The organism is Polaribacter sp. (assembly GCF_024639685.1).
In the GTDB taxonomy this organism is placed as follows: Bacteria; Bacteroidota; Bacteroidia; order Flavobacteriales; family Flavobacteriaceae; genus Polaribacter.
Window position 1 is genome coordinate 77,869 of sequence record NZ_JAHEHX010000020.1, and the last position, 24,184, is coordinate 102,052.

Genomic DNA, 24,184 nt, shown 5'->3' on the forward strand with positions numbered 1-24,184 from the left:
TTCTAAATCTTTTATTAACTATTAAAAACACTGTCTATTACAGCTTTATGCCTTTTTTTGAAACGTGTACTAGACCCTGCAGCAGGTACTGCATAATACTTACGAGAACGAACAGATAAGTTTTTTAACTCAAACCTTTGTAACATGTAACTCCATGCACCCATATTTCTTGGTTCCTCTTGTGCCCAAATATAATCTTCAATATTTGGATATCTATCTATTACTTGCTGAATTTTTTCTTTGTGTAAAGGAAACAATTGCTCTATTCTAACCAAGGCAACATCATCTCTTTTGTTTTCTTCTCTTTCCGCTAACAAATCATAATAGAATTTACCCATACAGAAAACTAATTTCTTCACTTTGTCTGGGTTTATAGTGTCATCTATTACTTCTTGGAATTCACCCGTAGCTAAATCTTCTATAGTATTTACTGCTTTTACATGTCTTAACAAGCTTTTAGGTGTAAAAACAATTAAAGGTTTTCTGTACTCACGTTTCATTTGACGTCTCAATAAGTGAAAAAAGTTTGCAGGAGTTGTACAGTTTGCAACTGTCATATTATCTTCTGCACACAATTGTAAATAACGTTCTATTCTTGCAGATGAATGTTCTGAACCTTGCCCTTCATAACCATGTGGTAATAAAACTACAATACCGTTTTGAACTTTCCATTTATCTTCTGCCGCAGAAATATATTGATCGAACATGATTTGTGCACCATTAGAAAAATCTCCAAACTGCGCTTCCCAAATAGTTAACGTATTTGGATTTGCCATTGCATAACCATAATCAAAACCCAACACACCGTACTCGGATAATAACGAATTATAAATCGTCATTTCGCCTTTATTGTTTGGATTTGTGTTTAATAAATTAACACGTTCTTCTGTTTTTTCATTTCTTAAAACAGCATGTCTATGAGAGAATGTTCCTCTTTCTACATCTTGCCCAGAAATACGAACATTAAAGCCTTCTTCCATTAAAGAACCGTAGGCTAAATTTTCAGCCATACCCCAATCTAATTGATTGGTTTCAAAACCCATTTTAGCTCTACCTTGTAAAATACGCTCTGCTTTTCTTACAAAATTAGCACCTTCAGGCACTGTAGAGACTACTTTTGCAATGTGTTTTAAATTGTCAACAGAATATTTAGTATCTAGAGTTTCTAGCATGGCATCTTGATTTTGACGCTCAAAACCTTCCCAAGTAGACTCCATAAATTCTTTTACTTTCGAATTTTCGTCTTGCTTAGAATTATCAAACTCTCTTTCTAACATTCCTTTAAATTCAGCTGTAATTTCTTTTACATATGATGAATCTATAGAGCCTTCTTGTAATAATTTTTCTGCATAAATTTCTTTTGGATTTTTATGTTTAGATATTGCCTTATACAATTTAGGTTGTGTAAAACGAGGTTCGTCACCTTCGTTATGTCCGTATTTACGATACCCTAATAAATCAATAAAAATATCTGTTTTAAACTTCATTCTAAACTGAAGCGCCATTTCCATTGCATGACAAACAGCTTCTGTATCATCTGCATTTACGTGTAAAACAGGTGATAAAGTAACTTTAGCAACATCTGTACAGTATGTGCTTGAACGTGCATCTAAATAGTTTGTAGTAAAACCAATTTGATTGTTTACAACAATGTGAATGGTACCACCAGTTTTATAACCATTTAATTTTGCCATTTGAACAATTTCATAAGCAATACCTTGCCCAGCAATTGCTGCATCTCCATGAATTACAATTGGTAAAATTTTGCTAGAATCTCCATCATATTTTCTATCGATTTTAGCTCTAGTAATACCTTGTGCAACAGCTGCTACAGTTTCTAAGTGAGATGGATTTGGAACTAAATTCATTTTAATTTCGTTACCATCTCTGTAGGTTTTACTTAATGTTAAACCTAAGTGATATTTTACATCACCATCTATATCTTGGTCTTCGAAATCTTTACCTTCAAACTCACTAAATAAATCTCTTACAGGTTTTTTAAAGATGTTTACTAAAGTATTTAAACGCCCTCTGTGAGCCATACCTAAAACACATTCTTTAACTCCGTATTTTTCTGCAGCATCTCTAAGCATTACACTAATTCCAGGAATTAATGTTTCACCACCTTCTAATGAAAAACGTTTTTGACCTACATACTTTGTTTGTAAAAAACTTTCGAAAGTTACTGCTTGATTTAATTTAGATAAGATATATTTTTTTGCATCCTGAGTGTATTTTGGTTGATTGTAATTATCGTTTAAGCGATTTTGCCACCATTTTAACTTTTCAGGATTACGCATGTACATGTATTCCACTCCAATAGAATCGCAGTAAATACTTTTTAAATGGCCAATAATTGTGGATAACTTTACTTTTCCAATCCCTAAAATTTCACCTGCAGAAAATTCTTTGTCTAAATCTTGACTCGATAAACCAAAGTTTTCAATAGCTAATGTTGGCTCGTATTTTCTTCTATCTCTTACTGGGTTTGTTTTAGTGAATAAGTGACCTCTTGTTCTATAACCGTTAATTAGGTCTACAACCAAGAATTCTTTTTTAACTTCTTGAGGAATTTCTGTAGAAACTTCTTCATCTGTTAACGAGTAATTTTCATTTGCGAGGTCGTAACCTTGAAAGAAGCTTCTCCAACTAGGTTCAACCGAATCTGGATGTGTTAAATACTGATCGTATAAATCTGCTATAAAGCCTGTATGTGCTGCGTTTAAGAACGAAAATTTGTCCATAGAATTGTCTCTGCTTTTTTTTAAGCTACTAATGAAGACAAAAATACAATTTTTAGAAACAACGCATAATTAATTTATGAATATATGTAACTAAAAATATGTAAAAAAAACAAAAAAAGTATTTGGCGATATTCTAAAATAATATATATTTGCACTCGCTAATCACAATTTTGTGAAGCAAACTCCTCCTTAGCTCAGTTGGTTAGAGCATCTGACTGTTAATCAGAGGGTCCTTGGTTCGAGTCCAAGAGGGGGAGCCATATTAGACAAGAGGTCATTTTTGACCTCTTTTTTATTTTAATTACTTTTTAAAACTTTGCTGGCCAACATAATAGACTTAATCTCTGGAGTGAAAATGTTGTTGCAACTCTCAAAATCAAAATTTTCGAATTTTTCAGTAAAGATGCAACCAAGAATCTTCTTTTTGGTTTTTCCATCTGCCTTATCCCAATAATGACTTAGGTTTTCAATCATTGGGAGAGTTTTATTCAAATACACTTTAAATGGACTCTTCGTGGACTTCAACCGTTCCAACTTAACCTGTTTATCACTTAACTCAGACTCGATTCTACTCTTCATTTCATTGTAATCGGAAGATGTGATATCTCCATCAAGAAATGAGTTTTGCAAGTTGGTTTGTCGCTCCGGATTTTTTCGTAATTTTTTCAATTTTTTGAAAGAAAATCAGTTTTACACCTGTAGTAGTTTCTCCAAAATTTTGACAACTCGACTGCTGGTATGATTACCATTATGTCAATTGTGCTATTTGGCAGAAGATTTAGTTAAAAAAAAATCGAAAAATGAGATTTTTTTTAGTTATATTATAACCACTATTTTAGTAACTATGAACCGTATTAAAGAAATACCATAAATTACCATCAAATGTAGGTTTTGTGCTTGGTTAAAAAAACCTTCATATATTTAAATATTTCATAAATAAAGTTTAATGTCTTTTTATTTTAAAATCTTCAATATGAAAAATATTTTTGCTTGCATACTTCTTTTATTTGTTTTAAACTTGTGTAATTCTGTATATGCTCAAGAAATATTTGTTAGCACAACCGGTAACGATGTTTCAGGACAGGGCACTATAGCGAATCCTTATAGGACAATTGAACATGCGGGTAGTACTGCCAGCCCGGGAGACACCGTTTTTGTTAGGACCGGGACATATCATAATTCTGACTTTGGTGACAATGACATCTGGACAGGAGCGTCGGTAGTTGAGTTACAAAATATGAATGGTAGTTCGGCAAGCTATATAACCTTTAAGCCTTATCAAAACGAAGAAGTTATTATTGAGTTTGATGGTATTTATGGATTTTTAATTCAAAATTCATCTTATATAAAAATTGAGAATTTCATTTTTGATGGCGTAGCTGATAATATTACCCAAAACGAAGCAGAAGATGCTTGGGGACTTTACAAAGATACCAATGGTGTAATCCATGATTTAGAAGCAGAAATGGGAATCGATATAACGGATCCATCTATTATTGGAACATCAATAAATCAACCCGCTACTTCAGATGAAACAATCATTAAACCTATTAAGTATAATGGGATAGCATTAGTTGCTAATACATCTCATCATATCGAATTAATAGGGAATACAATAAGAAATGTGCCCTCTATGGCGATTAGAGCTAAAAATTCTGATTACTTAACTATTACGAGCAACAAAGTTTATAACAACACCTTTTGGACTACACAAAGCGAAGGAGCGATAACTGTTATTGAAGCAGAGGTAAGACCATTAGGAGATACCTATTCTGGAACTAAAATAATTATTACTCAAAATGAAGTTTATCAAAATGAGAATAGACTTATATCTTGGAATCCGACCGAAACTTTTGTTCATTTTGAAATTGATGAAGGCAAAGGCATCTTTCTGACTAGAAACAAAGACAGTTATACTCATGGAGAAATGTTGATTGCTAATAATTTATCATACAAAAATGGTGCAAGTGGAATCGTATGTCATCATACAAATGATGTAGTAATAGAGCATAATACAGTATTCGATAATGGAACAACTAATCATGGTGACCCAGGAGGAATTGGAGTTAATTCGTCTGATAATGTAAAAATATTGGGTAATATATCTTATTCTAAACCGAACAAATGGGCTTTAGGTATTTTAGCTGAACCCGTTACGAATTTAACTTTAGATTCGAATATTGTATTTAATAACTCAGGGAGTACAGGTGTAATCAGAAATACTTCTACAAATTCAATGGTGACCGGGTTTATCGAAACAGATCCACTATTCTTAGATTCAGAAAACCATAATTTTAGTCTAAAATTAGAGTCTCCATCTGTTAATCAAGTAAACAACGATCAAACGATTAGCACGCACGATTATTATGGGGTTGTAAGAGATAGTAGTCCTGATATCGGAGCAATTGAATATTTGTCACCGTTTTACGTAGATCCCACCAATGGTGATGATGATACTGCTGACGGAACTAGGGATTTACCCTACAGAAATATTGATGTAGCTGTCGAGGAAGCTGCAAATGCCAAACGAAATTCAATCTATATTGTAGAAGGAATACATTATGTGGAAACTACACAGACCATAACTACACAGTCTATAAGGGAATTAATTATTGAAGGGGAACCAAATAAAGAAGTAGTGTTGTTATGGAATCGCTTAACAGGGATTATTTTTAGAGATGAAAATACTTCTAACCCACAACTTGATAATTTTCCAAGGAATATAACGATACAGAATCTTCATTTTGAAGGAAGAGCAGATAAAAAAGATCATTATTCATTATTAGCGGAACATGTTTGGTTTCAAACAGATGACTTCAAATCAAATATTAGAGGTTGCGCTACTGCGATAAATATTTTTGAAGGAGTTGATATTAGAATTGATAATAATATTTTTAGAAACTTTTGGCAGAAAGCAGTTAATATAAAAGACGGTAGGTATGTTACAGTAAGTAATAATATTGTATCAGAAATAGGTCTTACATCTCTAACAGGTGGAGTTGGAATTTCCAGAGAACAATGGTATGGTAGTTTTGATGATGATGATGATCCTAATAAATTTAGATGGGATATCAGGAATAATTTAATTTTCAATGTCTACCAAAGAATATATTCTTGGGTTGAAGCTAAAGGTTACTATAACATGGTAATAGATGAAGGGAAACCCATAGCGATTAACGAAACCCCAGATCATGAACTTGGAATGAAAGCTAGAATACACAACAATCTTATTGCTTTTACCACAATAGATGCAATGGTATTTAAAAGTACTGTTAATTTAACTATATCAAATAATAGTATTTATACAGATGAAGAATATGCAGATGCTTTTACCGATCGAGATAAAACTCCGGCACGATATGCAGATGACTTTCCGGGGTTTGTTTTTAAAAACAATATAGCACATACAAGAGATAGAAGTGATGATGGTGTGCGTCCTCTTAGAGCAATTGAGCTAGAAGATGCATATGGATCGACCAATGTAACCATTGAAAACAATTTCGCTTATGGAGGAGATATCAGACCCAAAGGTAACCCAACTATAGTACTTGAAGGGGTGGCCGAGCATCTTGAAAGCCCTCCATTTATGGATCCGAATAATGGCGATTTTTCACTTACCGCCGGTGTACCTTCAAATGCTGGGGCCAATCTTGATGAGCTAGACACCTTATTCATAAAAGCTGAGAGTGCAGATATACCGACAAGTAAACTTGATTGGAGTTATGATCATATCAAATCCGTTCAAACATTAATGGATAATATCCCCGGATTGTATGATGACATAAATGATAATGAAACTATTTTTACTACCAGAGGAATTTACGATATTTCAGATAAGGAGGGGGATCGTGGCAGAAAATCTTTTTACTTAATCCCAAATCAGGAGTTTGTTGAAAGAGAAAACATATCATCAAATAATCTTCTAAGACCACATTTACCTGAATATAATGGATATTATGAACTTATTCTTAATCCTAAATACTCGCAATGGTATGATGAAATTTTGACCAGTCACAAAGATATCGGTGAGTCAGGTGAAATTGATTATCCTTATATTAGAAACGGATCATCCGTAATACGTCAAGACTTTATATTTCCTTCTGATGGGGTTACTGTATTTGAGTTGAATGAAAATGAAGATTATGATATTACATATTCTACAAATTCAATTAAAATTGATGGAGATTTAATTGTTCTTGTTAATTATGACATAGTAAATGCAAATAAGGAGTTTGATATAATTGTTTCGAATATTGACATTGCATCCGATCATCAAGATTTATTTAAAAATATCAAGATAGAAGGGAATTCAAATCCTTACAGATTAGAAATAATAGAAAATAGTGATGATAAAATTCTAAGGCTTACTCTTAATTTTTCGGATACTATGGTTCCAGTAATAACCTTGGTTGGAGACAATCCAATGACTATTGAGGTCGGCAGTACTTTTACCGACCCAGGCGCTACTGCACTAGATGCAGGAGATGACGATCTTACCAGTTCTATAGTTGTCACTGGGAGTGTTGATACTAGTACAATAGGTACTTACACAGTTACCTATAATGTTAGTGATGCTAATGGCAATGCTGCTGATTCAGTAACTCGAACGGTGAACGTTGTTGACACTACGGTTCCAGTAATTACTTTAGCAGGAGATGCAACAGTTGATATTGAAGTAGGAAGTACATACACAGATCAAGGTGCAACCGCTTCGGATAATTATGATGGAGACATCACCTCTAGTATTGTAACTGTAAATCCAGTAGATACTGATGTTGTTGGACAATATACAGTAACCTATAACGTAAGTGATACAAATAGTAATGCTGCTGTTGAAGTAACCAGAACTGTGAATGTAGTGGTGAGCTTATCGATAGTTGATAACGATGAAATTAAACTCAGTATCTTTCCTAATCCAACATCAACTAGCTGGCATATAAAAACAAAGACGATAATAAACTCTATTTTATTATACGATATTTTGGGTAGAAAAGTATATTTTGATACCCCTAATAATAAAGACGTACAAATAAATGCTAAATCTCTTCCTAATGGATTTTATTTGTTGGTTATTAATAAAACAGAATCTTTTAAGTTGATCAAAAAATAGACTTTTAATTTTCATGTGTAATTTTAATAATTCATTACTTACAATGTAGTTGGGGTTGCCTACAAATGAGTTATATATTCTCTGCATACGACTTTGATTCAAGGTAAATTACGATGGGGTAATTGATTCACTTCCTTCAAAATTAAAGGAAGATTACACTCGTTACTTAAGTATTATGGGGGAAGGAGAAATGGATATCGTCTAAGGTGAGTGGATCGTCAAAAGAAGAAGTTATGCTGCAACTTTGAATAATAGGGGGAGCTTTAAAACAAAGCAGTTACATAGATTTATGTAGCTGCTTTTTTTATTTGAATCCCTTTTCAAATCCCTCTTTTCTTTTTCTTCTCTCCAAACACCAAAATAATATATTACTATTTAGTATAATTTTACTACAAAATAACAGAGGCTATAAATAATGTGCCTTAACCCTTGTATTTGTCTTAAATAAATAGATTATGAGTATATTAACACAACAGTATGCGAAGTTTTTAAACGAACAATTCAATTGGAAATAATTCCTTACGGCAAGAACTCCTTACAAAATTAACATATCTACATCAATGAATTGGAGTTATAGATTACTAGAAAACAATAAAGTGGATAAAGTCTTTTATGTAGTCGAAAGAGATAAGGGAGATTGGACTAATAAGCATGTACATATGCTTATTGAAACCAATAGGGATCTGAGTTATAAAGAAACAAGAATAGCTCTAGGAAATATTTAAGCATTTGATTATCATCTAATTAACAACCCTAAAGCAGTAACTAACTATGTTACCAAATGGATTGATAATGATTGTGATGATAATTTGATTTTGTGATATATTATTCTAATACAGTTCTATTTCAACGTTTGATTGAAACTTGCTGTTGTACTTGATTTAATGCTTGTTGTCTTCCAGAAAAGATATTATGATGAGGTTCTCCTTTTACAAGTAGTTCTCTAACATAAGTAGGAACTGGAACAATTCTATTCCTTCCAGATTTGTTTCTACTACCAGACAAATGAATGTATTTAAGGTCATCAGAAAAGTCAGACCAAGTAAGTTCTCTTATCTCACGATGAGGTCTTAAAAGAAGAAATTGTGCTGCAACTTTGAATAATAAGGGGGCAAAAAAGCTTTATCTATTTAGATAAGGATTTTTTATTACATCTTTTTTAAGTTACTTTACAAACTCTAACTCAATGTCCTCTAGAGATTTACCCTTTGTTTCTGGTAATATTTTAAATAGCGCAATAAAGCCGATTAAAGAAATAACAGCAAATATTAAAAATGTAATTGCATTACCAAGATTAGCTAATTCCCATGGAAATATTAATTGCACTACTGAACTTATTAATGAGTTCATAAAAGCAATTATACCAATTATAAAACCTTTATATTTTATTGGATAAAGCTCTGATAATAATACCCACATTACTGGTCCTAAAGAAAATGCAAAACAAGCAATAAACCCTAAAATTCCACCTAAAATTAAAGGGGCATTTACTGTAGTTGCTGTTTCTAAGATTATTGCTTCATTTTTAATGAAACTTTTTAAACCTATTTTACTTTTAATCTCTTTCTTAAAATCGAAATCGTTTTTAAAAGTTTTATTTGCAAGTGATGACAGCTTGTCTGAATTTGAAAATTCTAAATGAGAAATTTGTTCTGAAGTTAAATTATATGTTGCATGTCCAAAACCATAAGAACATAAAAATAAACTAATTGTTATACCAGCAGAACCAACAAGTAATAAAGGCCTTCTACCAATTTTATCTATTAAATAAATAGCTGCAAAAGTAAAAATTACAGAGGTTGTACTTAATAATACTCCTGAAGAAAATGCAGCATCTGTACTAATTCCTGTTTGCTTAAAAATAGAAGTTGCATAAAAATAAACTGCGTTTATACCTGTAATCTGCTGAAGAATACCTATTACAATACCAACTAAAAAAACAAACCTAAGGGATGGTTTTAAGAGGTCTTTAAAACTTACTTTTATTTTATTTTTTTTATAATTTGTGTTTTTTTCTAAAACTTCTATTTCTTTATTACCATGCACCTCTCCGTAAATTTGGATAAATACTTTTTTTGCTTTTAAAAAGTTTTTTTTTGCAAAGAGCCATCTTGGACTTTCTGGAATAAAAAATAAAAGTGAAAAATACAAAAGAGCAGGGAATAACTCAACTCCTAACATATACCTCCAAACAGAAGTATCTGTAAGAAAAGTTACTTCTAAACTATTGTACTTGTTGAATAAATAGTTACTTAAAAAAGCAGTAAAAAAACCGAAAACAATATTTAGCTGTTGCAACGAGACTAACTTGCCTCTATTTTTTGCTGAAGATATTTCTGCAATATAAATAGGTGCAATTACTAAAGCTGCTCCAAAAGCAAGTCCCCCAACAATTCTTGCTAAATATAGAGATTCATAAGAGGTGGCAAGCGCTGACAAAATAGAAGACACTGCATACAAAAAAGCAACAATGAGCAATACTTTTTTTCTTCCATACTTATCACTTAACCTTCCTGAAAAAAACATGGCAACCATAGCTGCAAATGAGGGAGAACTCACTACCCAACCAGACTGTATTTCACTTAAGTTAAACTCTGGCCCAACAAAAAACATAACACCAGAAATTATACCAGCATCAAAGCCAAAAAGAAACCCTCCAAGTGATATTACAAAAGAAATTACTATTATTTTTTTATTCATAATTATTTAGAAAAATTTCTTGCTAAGAAACTGTTTTTTGTGTTCATAAATCTATTATTTTTTAAATTCATGTTTTACCCAATCTACCTCCATAACCCACTCGCCTTCCATCGGTTTATCAGTAATTTTTGCAAAATTTAATATTGCAAACATTTTTTCTGGATATTTATCACCTTGGCCAACATTCCTATATATTTCTTTATTATCTACTTTATAAACTAAATCACTATTTTCCCATTCAACGGAGTACTCATGGTACTCATTTAAAGTAACATCAAACCCTTTTCTTAAAGACCACCAATCTCCATCATTACATACCCCTAAACTCTTTATAGCTCCTGTTGTAAAATGATTTTTTTGATGATCTCCATGATGCTCAAAAATATCTATTTCTCCAGAACCAGTTTTTGGCCAACAAATATTTTCATCTGCTTCTTGTAATGGTGGCTCGTTGTTCTGCGCACCCAAAAGCCACCAAGCAGGAAACATACTTTTTTCTCCATTACTCCATAGTTTTAACTTTGCAGTCCATTTACCTTTGTGAAATTCCTTTTTGTTTTTAGTAGTAATTCTTCCTGCTACATAACTAGTATTTGGATGTTTTTCTCCAAATTTATCAAAGTTGTTACAAGGTATTTCTTCATTTATATTAATAACTTTTAGCTTTAAAGTACCATTACTTACCTCTCTTGTTCCATAAAGATTGTCTGGAACGTAGCAGTGTGTTTCTTTATTTACCCAAATCAATTGATCTTGCCAATTATTTTTATTAAAAGTAGCAAAATCATCAAAGAAGTCTATTTGCCAAACTTCGTCTGAATTATATTCATTTTTTATTTTTATAGTACTTGAAAGTAATACAAATACAAATAATACTAATGATAGATATTTAATTATTTTTTTTGATTGAATCATTTTATTTAATATTAAAAAAAGTAAATTAAGAGTTTAAGTGTTTGTGAAGTTAATTCCTTTAAACTGTTAATAGAATTTAGCTTTGAATAGATAAAATTGATTAAAAAAGTTTTTGATTAAAGGAACAACTTGGTCATTAAATAATTGAGCAATCACAGAAGATGTAAAAAAAGCACATAAAAGCGCAGCTATCTTAATTTTCATTCGGTATTATTTTTAATAAATAATTGAAGTAATGTTTGAAGATAAAACATTTAAACCAAATATACAGAAAAAACAAAACGTTAAAAAAATATAAGACTATCGGTCTTTTTTCTCCACTAATAATAAACTTCTAAGAGTCTTACTTGTGTTGCTTTAATAGTAACATTTTGAATTGCAGCAGGCAATAAAATAGTTTCACCACAATTTATTGTATATGCTTTATTATTATAATGAATAGTTGCATTACCTTCTACACACATAAATATAATAAAGGAATCTATGGATGAATAATCTTTATTTACAGTAGTATTAATGTCTAAGATATTAGTTGTAAAATAAGGAGAATGAACTAATTTATTCGATATGTTTTTATCTAAATCATATGATGTTTTATACATTTCATAGACTGAATAATCTATAACATCTAATGCTTGTTCGTTGTGTAAATCTCTTTTTTGACCAGTTTTAGAATCTACTCTATCATAATCATAAATTCTATAGGTAATGTCTGAAGTTTGCTGAATTTCTGCCAATAAAACACCTGCACCTATTGCATGAACTCTTCCTGTAGGGATGTAAAATGTATCGCCTTTTTTCACATTTTCGTAATGTAATACCTCTAAAATAGTATTGTTTTTTAAATGTTCTTGATATTCATCTTTAGAAATTTCTTCATCGAAACCAACTATTAATTTAGCATCTTCATCAGCTTGCATAACATACCACATCTCATTTTTTCCAAAAGAATTGTGTCTTTCTTTTGCAATTTCATTGCTTGGATGTACTTGAATAGACAATGGAGTTTTAGCATCAATAAATTTAATCAATAGAGGAAATTCTTGGCCAAACTTTTCGTAAACATTGTTACCTACAAACTCTCCTTGAAATTGAATGGTTAGATCTCTTAAAGATTTACCCATTAAAGCACCTTCTGCAACTAACGTTTCGTCTCCTGAAACGTCAGAAATCTCCCAAGACTCACCAATATTATTTTCCTTATGATTTTTATTTAATACTGTATTTAGTTTTTCTCCACCCCAAATTCTATACTTGTATAATGGAGTAAACTTTAAAGGATAAAAATTCATATTTCTATTTGTCTGTTCAAAGATACTAAAGCAATAAATGAAAATAAATTTAGAACTTTATAAAACATTTAAATATACATTAATAACCAAATACTTTAGACGGATGGTAAATGTAAATGAACAAATTTAATAATGTTACGCTAACATAGCTACTGCCCTTTGTAATGCAATAACAAAAACATCGATCTCTTCTTTTGTATTGTAAAAAGAAAACGACGCTCTTACTGTTCCTGGAATCTGATAATAATCCATAATTGGCTGCGCGCAATGATGTCCTGTTCTAACTGCAATTCCTAATTTGTCTAAAATTGCACCTATATCATAAGGGTGAATAGCACCAACATTAAATGAGATTACAGCAGTTTTATTGGCAGAAGTTCCATAAATTTTCAGACCTTCTATTTTTTCTAATTGTTGAGTTGCATAAACTAATAATTCATTTTCGTAAGCTGCAATTTCATTAAACCCTACTGAGTTCATATAATCTAGTGCTGCACCAAAAGCAATACCTCCACAAATATTTGGAGTTCCAGCCTCAAATTTGTGAGGCAAACCAGCATAGGTTGTTTTTTTAAATGAAACAGTTGCAATCATTTCCCCTCCTCCTTGATAAGGAGGTAATTTCTCTAACCACTCTTGTTTTCCGTATAATAAACCAACTCCTGTTGGCCCACACAATTTATGAGCAGAAGCAACATAAAAATCTACATCTAATGCTTGAACATCTGGCTTAATATGAGGCGTAGCTTGTGCTCCATCAATCAGAACTGCTGCATTAAATTTATGAGCAGCTTCAATAATTTCTTCTATTGGATTTATAGTTCCTAAAGCATTTGACACATGGTTACAAAAAACAAGCTTAGTGCTTTCATTTAGTAATTTATGATACGTTTCCATATCTAAAACCCCTTCATCTGTCATTGGTATCACCTTTAAACTTGCACCTGTCTTTTCGCAAAGCATTTGCCAAGGAACAATATTAGAATGGTGTTCTAAAGCAGAGACTATTAACTCATCTCCTTTACTTAACAAAGTTTCAAAACCTGAAGCTACCATGTTTATAGCATGTGTAGTACCTGAAGTAAGTATTATTTCGTAAGCTTCTTTGGCATTGAAGTGCCTCTTAATTTTTATACGAGCTTCTTCATATTTATCTGTAGCTTCTTGACTTAATGTATGCACACCTCTGTGAATATTTGCATTGTAATTACTATAATAATCTACAATTGTATCTATAACAACTTGAGGCGTTTGAGAAGTTGCTGCATTATCAAAATACACCAAAGGCTTACCATGCACTTCTCTTTTTAGTATCGGAAAATCCTCTCTAACTTTATTTACATTAAACATAAGGCTTATTTTAAAATACAAAGATAAAACTTGATTTTTTAAACATCGAATAAAGCCAATATGATTTTCTTATTTTTACAAATCTAAACTCATATTTTTATGAAATTATTTATACGAATTCTTCTATTAGTATCTATTACAACTATATTGGTCATATTTGTAAACTACCCTAAACTGAATATATTAGCAGGCTATTCTGCAAAAAACACAGCCTCTTCAGTTTTTTTAGGAAAGCGTGCTTTAGCATTCACAGATACAACAGATAATAACTTTTCTCCGGTAAATTTAGCAACTGATGCAATTAACATCAAGAAAAAATTTGCAGAGGCATCTGTATTTAATTTATTAACAAGAAAAGCAATTTACAGAAAAGGCTTAGGTAGTGTTTTAACATTAACAGAAGCAGATGAAACAGCAGATTACCTGACTCCAAAAAGATCAAACCCTAACAATTTAATTCCTTATCCGTATGGCAATGCAGACCAAAAAGACACCCTTTTTAATAACATTAATTACCCAAAATTAAATAAGACTGTAAGCTCGATTTTTGGAAAAAATCAGACTAGAGCTGTTGTTGTTATTTACAAAGATCAGATTATTGCAGAAAAATATGCAAACGGATTTACAAAAGATTCTAGGCTTTTAGGCTGGTCTATGACCAAAAGTGTTTTAAGTACCGTTTTTGGAGTACTACAATATCAAAATAAAATAAAAGTAACAGATAAAGCCCCTATTAAAGCTTGGCAAAACGATAATCGCAAAAATATTAGTGTCCATAATTTACTACAAATGAATTCTGGTCTAGCTTGGGATGAAAATTATGATGAAATTTCTGACGCAACAAAAATGTTGTTCTTAGAGAGAGATATGACTAAAATGCAAGTTCAAAAACCCCTTACCGGTAAAATAAATGGAAGCTGGAACTATTCTTCTGGAACATCTAATTTGTTGTCTGGGATTGTAAGAAGTCAATTTAAAACTCATCAAGAATATCTAGATTTTTGGTACACAGAGCTTATTGATAAAATAGGTATGAATTCTATGGTTATAGAGGCTGACTTAGCTGGTAACTTCGTTGCATCTTCTTATGCTTGGGCTACACCAAGAGATTGGGGAAAGTTTGGCCTACTTTACTTACATAGAGGGAATTGGAATGGCTCTCAGGTTTTTTCAGAAAAATGGGCAGATTATGTTGCTACACCTACGCCGAGTTCTAACGGGCTTTATGGAGCACAGTTTTGGTTAAATACAAAAGGACAGATGAAAGATGTTCCAAAAACCATGTATTTCGCAGATGGGTATCAAGGTCAACGTGTTTATATACTACCCGAACAAGATTTGGTTATAGTAAGAATAGCTTTATCTTGGATGGATGAAAACACTTTTTTAAAAGGAATATTAGAAAGCATAAACTAAAGACCATAAAAAAAACCACGTTGTAACGTGGTTTTTTTGTGATTTATTGTGCTATAAATCGAACCCGATATTAACTTTTAATTTATTAGCTATTAACTTTGTAATTCTAGATTTTACCTCTGGTATTTTTACACTTTCTAACACCGTATTTGCAAATGCAAACATTAACAAACCTCTACCTTCTTTTTTAGGAATACCTCTTTGTTGCATATAAAACAAAGCATCATCATCCAATTGTCCAATAGTACAACCGTGAGAACATTTTACGTCATCAGCAAAAATTTCTAATTGAGGTTTTGCATTTATAGTTGATTTATCGCTTACTAAAACATTATTATTTTGTTGATAAGCATTGGTTTTCTGTGCCTCTTTTTCTACAATTACTTTACCGTTAAATACTCCTGTAGAGCGTTCATCGTAGATTCCTTTATAATCTTGATGTGATTCGCAATTAGGTTCTATATGATGCACTAATGTATGATGATCTACATGTTGTTTTCCTTCAATAATTGTAATTCCTTTTAAAATAGAGTCTATATGTTCTCCATTCTGATAAAAATTTAAATTATTTCTGGTAATGTTTCCTCCAAATGAAAAGGTATGCACAGAAACCACACTATTCGATTTTTGATTTACATAAGTGTTGTCTACTAAAGAGGCATTTATATGATCATCTTGAATCTTATAATAATCTACAGTTGCACTTTTAGCAGCAAAAACCTCTGTTACAACATTAGATAAAACCGCATTAGAGGTTAAACTTTGATGACGTTCTATAATTTGCACATGCGAATTTTCTTCAACCACAATTAAATTTCTTGGCTGAGTCATTGTTGCAGGCTCAGAACCTGTTGTAAAATTAATAATCTGAATTGGTTTCTGAACTTCTATATTTTTTGGAATATGAATATAAGCGCCCTCTGATGCAAAAGCGGTATTTAAACTTGTTAAATTATCTTGCTTAGCAACTTTATTAAAATATGTTTCTATTACAGATTTATATTTTGACTTGTTTAATGCAGAAGACATTAAGCAAACATCAAAATTTTCGTGAGTTGTTGCAGATAAAAAAGAGCTGTATTTACCGTCTATAAATACAACTTTATACGTATCTATATCGTGAATAAAATACTGCTTTACGTCTGCCAAAGCTACAGCTCTTCCTCTATCAGGAAAAATACTGAAGTCATTTTTTAAAAGTGAGTTTAAAGATGTGTATTTCCAAGTTTCTAACTTTTTAGATGGGAAACCTAGCTTATCAAAGTTTTCTAGGGCTTTAGAACGTATGTCATGAATTTCTGAATTCGTGTCTACATTATCCTCAAAAGCTACATAAGAGGAAAGTAATTTATCTTTTAATTCCATTTTATATTGTTTGAAAGTTAAAATTACAAGGGCTAAAAGATATAGCCTTTGAATTTAAACTAGTTCCTTTTTAATCCAATCGTACCCTTTTGCTTCTAACTCTAGAGCAAGAGAAGCATCACCTGTTTTTACAATTTTACCATCGTGTAAAACGTGTACAAAATCTGGAACTATATAATCTAAAAGTCTTTGGTAATGTGTAATTACAATTACTGCATTGTCTTTAGATTTTAATTTATTAACACCATTAGCAACAATTCTTAAAGCATCTATGTCTAAACCAGAATCAGTTTCATCTAAGATGGCTAGTTTTGGCTCTAACATTGCCATTTGAAAAATTTCATTACGCTTTTTCTCTCCACCAGAGAACCCTTCGTTTAAAGAACGAGATAAAAATTTACGATCAATTTCTAATAACTCAGACTTTTCGCGAATCTTTTTTAGCATATCTTTTGCAGGCATATCTTCTAAGCCTTTTGCTTTTCTAGTTTCGTTTATGGCTGTTTTAATAAAATTTGTTACAGATACACCAGGAATTTCTACTGGGTACTGAAAAGACAAAAACACACCATTATGTGCTCTTTCTTCAGGAGCTAATTCACTGATATCTTCTCCATTTAATTCTATGATACCATTACTAACTTCATAATCTTCTTTACCAGCTACAATATTTGCAAAGGTACTTTTACCTGCACCATTAGGCCCCATAATTGCATGAACTTCTCCTGCATTCACTTGTAAGTTTAACCCCTTTAAAATAGATTTTTCGTCTATTGATGCGTGTAAATTATTAATCTTTAACATATTTTCTACTTTAATTTTGAGCCTTTAGCTCTATGCTATTTACTATTTAACTTTTTAGTTTGTAATTTTTTGAAATTAACCTACAGAGCCTTCTAGTGAAATTTCTAAAAGTTTTTGTGCTTCTACAGCAAATTCCATAGGTAATTTGTTAAGTACTTCTTTACTAAAACCATTTACAATTAATGCAATTGCTTTTTCTGTATCTATACCTCTTTGATTACAATAAAATAATTGATCTTCACCAATTTTACTTGTGGTAGCCTCATGTTCTATTTGTGCTGATTTGTTTTTTGTTTCTATATAAGGAAAAGTATGTGCACCACAGACATTACCCATTAAAAGGGAATCACATTGTGAAAAATTACGTGCATTTTCTGCTCTAGAATTTATTTGCACTAAACCTCTATATGAATTCTGAGATTGACCAGCAGAAATACCTTTAGAAATAATGGTAGACTTCGTGTTCTTACCTAAGTGAATCATTTTTGTACCAGTATCTGCTTGCTGAAAATGATTGGTGACCGCTATTGAGTAAAACTCACCAACTGAATTGTTACCTTTTAAAATACAAGAAGGATATTTCCAAGTTACTGCAGAACCTGTTTCTACTTGTGTCCAAGAAATTTTTGCGTTTGTTTCACATAAACCCCTTTTAGTAACAAAGTTAAAAACTCCACCTTTTCCATTTTCATCTCCAGGAAACCAGTTCTGAACAGTAGAGTATTTAATTTCTGCGTCATCCATGGCTATTAATTCCACAACTGCTGCATGTAATTGGTTTTCATCTCTTTGAGGAGCTGTACAGCCTTCTAAGTACGAAACGTAACTTCCTTTATCCGCAACTACCAAAGTTCTTTCAAACTGACCTGTACCTCCTTCATTAATTCTAAAGTAAGTTGATAATTCCATTGGACATTTAACGCCCTTTGGAATGTAACAGAACGATCCATCAGAGAAGACAGCTGAATTTAGTGCTGCATAAAAGTTGTCTGATGTTGGCACAACTGTACCTAAATATTTTTTCACTAATTCTGGATATTCTTGAATAGCTTCTGAAATTGGCATAAAAATAATACCTTTTTCACCTAATGTTTTCTTAAAAGTTGTTGCTACAGAAACAGAATCCATAACAATGTCTACTGCAACATTAGCTAGCTTCTTTTGCTCATCTATAGAAATACCTAATTTCTTAAAGGTCTCTAATAAATCTGGATCTACCTCATCTAAAGAGTTTAATTTAGGTTTCTTTTTTGGAGCGGAATAGTAAGCAATTTCTTGAAAATCTGGCTTAGGATATTTAACATTTGCCCAATCTGGCTCTGTCATTTTTTCCCAAACTCTATAGGCTTCAAGTCTCCATTCAGTCATCCATTCTGGTTCGTTTTTCTTTTTAGAAATTGCACGAACAACATCTTCATTTAAACCTTTGGCAAACGTTTCACTCTCTATATCTGTATAAAAACCATATTCATACTCTTTGGTTTTTAATTCTTGTTCTAAATCTTCTTCTGTATACTTTGACATAATTGTCTAATTTTAAAGTGAAAATGATTCTCCACAACCACAAGTTCTATTTGCGTTTGGATTGTTAAACACAAAACCTTTACCATTTAGGCCTCCAGAATATTCTAAAGTAGTTCCTACTAAATATAAAAAGCTCTTTTTATCGACAACGATTTTTACATCATTCTCTTCAAAAACTTTATCGTTTTCTTGTTGGCTATTGTCGAAAGTTAAATCATAAGATAAGCCTGAACAACCTCCGCTTTTTACACCAACTCTTACAAAATCTTTTGTAGAGTCAAAGCCATCATCTGTCATCAATTCAATGACTTTTCTCTTTGCTGTGTCTGAAACTTTTATCATAATTTTAAATAGATTAAATCTAAATTGTCTGCAAATATACGACATAAGTCGCAAAAAAAACACAAACTTTCATTATGAAACCTAATGTTATGATTGGTTTTATTGATTAGTTTTTAAAAGCAGGATTATTGATAAATTCTTCATCTGTAAGTGTTAATAAAAAAGCTTTTAAATCATCTTTGTCTTGATCGCTTAAACCAACTCCACCATCATTTACTTTTTTCATTAACGGATCTATAGTCTCTGAAAACCGCAACCCTTCTGAGTAATGGTTGATGACTTCTTCTAAAGTAGAAAATCGACCATCATGCATATAAGGTGCTGTAAAAGTAAGGTTTCTTAAAGATGGAGATCTGAATTTACCATTATCTGCAGGGTCTCCTGAAATGGCTCCTAAACCTAAATCTGTAAAGGTTTCATCTAGGCCATTGTTGTGAAATTGATTGTCTGTCCAAAGAGGATTGTTATTGCTTCCATGACAATGAAAGCAATCTCCTTTTTCTTCGCTCATAAAAACGTTAAATCCATTTTCTTCTGCTGCTGTTAAAGTTGCTTCACCCAATAAATATCTATCAAATTTAGAATTTGCAGAAATAATAGTTCTCATAAACTGAGCTACTGCTTTTGCTACTAAATCTCCACTAATTTTTGAAGTACCAAATGCTAGCTGAAACAAATCTGGATAACGATCATGTTCATTTAATCTTTTGGTGATTTCTTTTAAATCTCCATGCATTTCTATGGGATTTACAATAGGTTCAATAACTTGATTCTCTAATCCAAATTCTTTTCCATCCCAAGCAAAAAGTTCCTCAAAATTCCAAGCTAAATTAAATAATGGCATCGAATTTCTTGAGCCTAAATTACCATCTGCACCTTCGCTAAATTGTGACCTATCAGAAAATGCTTCTTGTAGCTTATGGCAATGTGCACACGATTGTGTTTGAATCCCAGATAAAATTCGATCAAAAAATAGTTTTTTACCTAAAGCGACACCCTCTATTGTAAGTGGATTGTCTGCAGGTATAACTGGGGGTATCAATTTATCTGCAAACAATTGAGGTATTTCTAAATTATAGGCAACAGGTATATATACATCATCTTCTTTAGATGAACAACTCATCAAGAAAAATAAAAAAATTATGCAAAAACCTAAATATTTCATTTTACCAAAAATATTAATTACTAGTAATTTTACCTAATGAGAATACAGATTGACCATTTTCATTCATCAAAATTTGAGCGTCGAAATTTGGCATTAGAACTGTATTTAATTCGTTTAAATTCCAAATATTAGGATTTTTAAACCATTCTGCAACATTCATTTTAATTTCTATTGTTGTGTTTTCTGTGATTTCTATATTACCTAAATCAACTTCAAAAGAAGTGTCTTGTAAAATTATATTGTCTGGATCTGTAATATCTGCAGCTCTAATTGCATGGTAATTAAAGTTTGCGTCAGCATTATTACTGTCTTTATATTTGCCATCAAACTGCATGTAATGATAACCACCACCTAACATTTCTGGCACATTAAAAGAGGCTGAGTTTAAGTCTGCATAAGCTCCATCTAAATTGTCTTCATCTCTAAAACCAAAAGTAAATGCAAATGCATTAACTTTAGATATCGGAACGCCTGTTACTAAAAGGGTAGTTTTATTTTCATCTATATCAATTAAACTATAAATTGTAGATGATGACTGTATAGTATTATTAAATAAAACATTAGAAACTAAATATCTTAATCTAGAAATACTTATTAAATCGTCGTTTGCGGTTCTAAATTTAAATTCATTAAAATCTGACGAGCTAAGCTCAACTCCATCCCAATGATGTGTAAATTTAAGCTTTATAGCTATTGTTGGATTTACACAACATTCTGTTTCATCTTTACATGACAAAACAATCAATAAAAAGAAGAAAAAATAAAATGGCTTTTTCATAAAACTATTTGATATTTATAATTAACCCATCTGAAAACCCTTTATTTTCAGAAATGTCAGCATCTGAACTACTACTTTCTCCTACAGCAACAATATCTTGATTTGCAAGCTCTACTGCATCGAACAATAATTCATTTTCTGTACCACCAATAAATTGTTGCCAAAGTAAAGAGCCATTATTATCCACTTTTAAAACCCAACCATCATTTTGACCTTTATTGATAAAACCTTGGTCTAAACTTCTGGAGTTTCCGGAGATTACAAAACCACCATCTTGTGTTTTTGAAATAGATCTTGCAGCATCAAAACTAGAACCTCCTAAAGTTTTTTCCCAAAGTAAATTACCTTCAGTTGTAATTTTTATCATCCATAAATCTGCACCTCCATTATTTGTAGACACGTCTTTATCTGCGCTTCTAGTATCACCAACAACTACAAAATTGCCATCATCTGTACTTGTAATTCCTCTTGGCTCATCTATTTCAGAACCGCCAAAACTTTGCTCCCAAAGTAAATCTCCAGTAGAAGAAACTTTAAAAAGCCAAAAGTCATACGTTCCTTTATTGTTGCTAATATTAAAATCTTCACTATCTGAAGATGCTGCAATTATATAATTGTTATTCTCAGTTTCTATTACTCCAAAAGGAGTATCTGTAAAAGAGCCTCCAAAAAATCTGCTCCAAACTAAATCTCCATTATTATTCAGTTTAATTACCCAAACATCTCCACCTGCATGTTTTTCTGTGGTCTTAGAATTACCTTGACCATTTGAGGCTGATACATCTAAAACACCCGTAATTAAAAAACCGTTATCTACAGTTTGTATAAGTGAATTTCCTTTATCTGCACCTAAAAAACCAAAAGTTTTCTCCCAAGAAATTGTGCCATCAAACGTGGTTTTAATCATCCAAAAATCTTGAGCTCCTGCATTGTTGGCTACATCAACATCTGAACTTTTGCTAAAACCAAAAAGCGCAAAACCACCATCTTTAGTTGCAATTAAATCTGCAGCTCTATCATCATCTGAACCACCATAGGTTTTACTCCAAAGCAAAAGATGATCTGATGAAAATTTCATCAACAAAAAATCGAAACTTTCATTGGTTTTATCTGAGATATCAAAATCGTTACTTTGTGTGTAACCTAAAACTGCATAGCCCCCATCTAAAGTAGAAACTACAGATTGATAAACATCGTTTTTAGAGCCACCAAAAGTTTTTGCAGTAATTTCTTGGGTTACAGTTATTGAAGAGAAACCTTCTCTAATTTCTGGATCTGAACATTGAAAAAGAAGAAAAAGAGTTGCTAAGTAGCAGAGTTTTTTCATTCAGTATTTTATTCTGATTTTTTAATTAAAAACAATCCGTTTTCAATATCACTAACTACAATTACACCACTTTCAAAATAAGGATATACGCTCCAAACTCCATTAAAAGAAGCTAGATTACTACTTGGTCTGGTATCAAAAAAACCAGTTTCAGTCATTGTTTTATTTGCTATATCAGAAACATCAATCATTCTAACACCTGCTGTATAATTTGCCAGGTAAAATGTATCACCTTTAACATAACCGTTATGATCTATAGCTGCTGTAGTTCCTTGATATTCGAAATGTAATTTAGGGCTGTCTAAGTCTATAAAATCGAAAACAACGGTTCTTGTAAAGCCTCCTTTTCTAAGTTCATCTAACTCATCTCCTAATAGAAAATAACTCATATCTTCTGAAAACCAACCTTGATGTGTATACTCTACATTGGTATAACTTATGGCTGATAATCTTCTTGGATTCCTTTTATCAGAAACATCTACAATTACCACTTCTGTTTCATTACTACCAATTAAAATTTCTTTCCCCAAATGTTCTGTATCAGGACCATTATAAGTTAATACTTGTGCGTCATGAGAATAGTTAAGAAAACCGCCTTCGTTTACAGGGTTTAATGGATCTTGAATATTTATGAACAATGGACCTCCTTGGTAGGTTCCACTTCTACTGGTTCCTACAGGATAAGCGTAGCCTTCACTTTCATTAATTACAATATTGTGTGCACTTCCAAAATTGGTATAGGTTGCATCTGAATCAAAAACTACTGGTGCATTTGCAACATCTCTTAATTTTGTTAAATCGAAAACCTGCATACCATGATTAAGAGCTTCACTAACTACAAATGCATGATTGTTATATACTTTTACATCTCTCCAATCACTATTTACGGTCGCTGTTGGTAAAAACCCTAAAACAACTGGCGTGGTTGGCTCGCTTATATCTATAAATGAAACTCCAGAGTTTAAGCCCATTAAAACATATTCTTTTTGTGTTGTAGGGTCTGTCCAACCCCAAGAATCGTTTCCACTTAAATTATCACTTGCAGTGTTCGATAAATTTAAATCATCTAAAGAAATTCTTGCTAATAAATCATAGCCATTGCAAGGAAATTCGCCCGCCATTCCATTTTCGCACTTTGTAATCTTATCATTTATGGGATCAACTACATCTACTATTGGATCTGGATTAGATGGTCCTAAATAACCTTCAGAGCAACTAAAAGAAATAAGAATTAATAAAAACAGTGTTTTTTTAAACATAGTAATATTTTAAATTAGTACCAATAGCTAGATAAATCGACAAGCAATAAGTTGTTATTATAAAATTATTGTAGCAAAAATAGAATTTATAAT

At 31.7% G+C, this 24,184-nt stretch carries 18 protein-coding genes and 1 tRNA gene; 4 read left to right on the top strand and 15 right to left on the bottom strand.

Translation table 11 applies throughout. The annotated features are described in order from the left end of the window. Window positions 1-14 precede the first annotated feature (14 nt). A complete protein-coding gene (locus Q0L44_RS09225; RefSeq protein WP_296637767.1) occupies window positions 15-2,744 on the bottom strand; it encodes a 2-oxoglutarate dehydrogenase E1 component in 2,730 nt (909 codons plus the stop codon). Between the two features lie 183 nt (window positions 2,745-2,927). On the opposite strand from Q0L44_RS09225, the gene Q0L44_RS09230 reads away from it, so the two are divergent. Next, window positions 2,928-3,004, top strand: a tRNA-Asn gene (locus tag Q0L44_RS09230). A gap of 37 nt (window positions 3,005-3,041) precedes the next feature. Here Q0L44_RS09230 and Q0L44_RS09235 read toward each other — a convergent pair. Continuing rightward, the gene (locus Q0L44_RS09235) at window positions 3,042-3,413 is read right to left on the bottom strand and encodes a hypothetical protein (RefSeq protein ID WP_296637769.1); all 372 of its coding nucleotides are present in this window, start codon (window positions 3,411-3,413) and stop codon (window positions 3,042-3,044) included. A 568-nt stretch (window positions 3,414-3,981) separates the two neighbouring features. Here Q0L44_RS09235 and Q0L44_RS09240 point away from each other — a divergent pair. Beyond that, window positions 3,982-7,854, top strand: coding sequence for an immunoglobulin-like domain-containing protein (locus Q0L44_RS09240; RefSeq protein WP_296637773.1), 3,873 nt, complete (start codon window positions 3,982-3,984; stop codon window positions 7,852-7,854). Window positions 7,855-8,414: 560 nt separating this feature from the next. Then, window positions 8,415-8,579, top strand: coding sequence for a hypothetical protein (locus Q0L44_RS09245; RefSeq protein ID WP_296637776.1), 165 nt, complete (start codon window positions 8,415-8,417; stop codon window positions 8,577-8,579). A gap of 121 nt (window positions 8,580-8,700) precedes the next feature. On the opposite strand, the gene Q0L44_RS09250 is transcribed toward Q0L44_RS09245, so the two are convergent. From Q0L44_RS09250 to Q0L44_RS09270, 5 genes are all read right to left on the bottom strand, one after another. Next, window positions 8,701-8,859 (bottom strand): hypothetical protein, encoded by a 159-nt coding sequence (locus tag Q0L44_RS09250; RefSeq protein ID WP_296637778.1) that lies wholly within the window; start codon window positions 8,857-8,859, stop codon window positions 8,701-8,703. 159 nt (window positions 8,860-9,018) lie between these two features. Further along, complete coding sequence (locus tag Q0L44_RS09255) at window positions 9,019-10,554, bottom strand: sugar porter family MFS transporter (protein ID WP_296637779.1); 1,536 nt, start codon at window positions 10,552-10,554, stop codon at window positions 9,019-9,021. Window positions 10,555-10,608: 54 nt separating this feature from the next. Further along, the gene (locus tag Q0L44_RS09260) at window positions 10,609-11,469 is read right to left on the bottom strand and encodes a glycoside hydrolase family 16 protein (RefSeq protein WP_296637781.1); all 861 of its coding nucleotides are present in this window, start codon (window positions 11,467-11,469) and stop codon (window positions 10,609-10,611) included. A 320-nt stretch (window positions 11,470-11,789) separates the two neighbouring features. Continuing rightward, complete coding sequence (locus Q0L44_RS09265; protein WP_296637782.1) at window positions 11,790-12,761, bottom strand: type I phosphomannose isomerase catalytic subunit; 972 nt, start codon at window positions 12,759-12,761, stop codon at window positions 11,790-11,792. 135 nt (window positions 12,762-12,896) lie between these two features. After that, entirely contained in the window at window positions 12,897-14,111 is a 1,215-nt protein-coding gene (locus Q0L44_RS09270; protein WP_296637784.1) for a cysteine desulfurase, read from the bottom strand. A gap of 99 nt (window positions 14,112-14,210) precedes the next feature. On the opposite strand from Q0L44_RS09270, the gene Q0L44_RS09275 reads away from it, so the two are divergent. Beyond that, a complete protein-coding gene (locus Q0L44_RS09275; RefSeq protein WP_296637785.1) occupies window positions 14,211-15,527 on the top strand; it encodes a serine hydrolase in 1,317 nt (438 codons plus the stop codon). Window positions 15,528-15,578: 51 nt separating this feature from the next. Here Q0L44_RS09275 and sufD read toward each other — a convergent pair whose 3' ends face one another. The 8 genes from sufD to Q0L44_RS09315 all read right to left on the bottom strand — a co-directional run bounded on the left by sufD (window position 15,579) and on the right by Q0L44_RS09315 (window position 24,091). Then, the gene (sufD, locus tag Q0L44_RS09280) at window positions 15,579-16,892 is read right to left on the bottom strand and encodes a Fe-S cluster assembly protein SufD (RefSeq protein ID WP_296637787.1); all 1,314 of its coding nucleotides are present in this window, start codon (window positions 16,890-16,892) and stop codon (window positions 15,579-15,581) included. 54 nt (window positions 16,893-16,946) lie between these two features. Then, window positions 16,947-17,696, bottom strand: a complete 750-nt coding sequence (gene sufC / locus Q0L44_RS09285) for a Fe-S cluster assembly ATPase SufC (protein ID WP_296637789.1) — start codon at window positions 17,694-17,696, stop codon at window positions 16,947-16,949. 75 nt (window positions 17,697-17,771) lie between these two features. Next, window positions 17,772-19,220, bottom strand: coding sequence for a Fe-S cluster assembly protein SufB (gene sufB, locus Q0L44_RS09290; protein ID WP_296637791.1), 1,449 nt, complete (start codon window positions 19,218-19,220; stop codon window positions 17,772-17,774). Window positions 19,221-19,232: 12 nt separating this feature from the next. Next, window positions 19,233-19,562 (bottom strand): iron-sulfur cluster assembly accessory protein, encoded by a 330-nt coding sequence (locus Q0L44_RS09295; protein WP_053973950.1) that lies wholly within the window; start codon window positions 19,560-19,562, stop codon window positions 19,233-19,235. Window positions 19,563-19,668: 106 nt separating this feature from the next. Beyond that, window positions 19,669-20,685 carry a cytochrome c peroxidase gene (locus Q0L44_RS09300; protein WP_296637795.1) on the bottom strand — a complete coding sequence of 339 codons (1,017 nt, stop codon included), beginning with the start codon at window positions 20,683-20,685 and terminating at the stop codon, window positions 19,669-19,671. A gap of 55 nt (window positions 20,686-20,740) precedes the next feature. Further along, window positions 20,741-21,505 carry an MbnP family protein gene (locus Q0L44_RS09305; RefSeq protein ID WP_296637796.1) on the bottom strand — a complete coding sequence of 255 codons (765 nt, stop codon included), beginning with the start codon at window positions 21,503-21,505 and terminating at the stop codon, window positions 20,741-20,743. A 4-nt stretch (window positions 21,506-21,509) separates the two neighbouring features. Next, window positions 21,510-22,832, bottom strand: coding sequence for a hypothetical protein (locus tag Q0L44_RS09310; protein ID WP_296637798.1), 1,323 nt, complete (start codon window positions 22,830-22,832; stop codon window positions 21,510-21,512). A gap of 8 nt (window positions 22,833-22,840) precedes the next feature. Further along, complete coding sequence (locus Q0L44_RS09315; RefSeq protein WP_296637799.1) at window positions 22,841-24,091, bottom strand: choice-of-anchor B family protein; 1,251 nt, start codon at window positions 24,089-24,091, stop codon at window positions 22,841-22,843. Window positions 24,092-24,184: the final 93 nt, after the last annotated feature.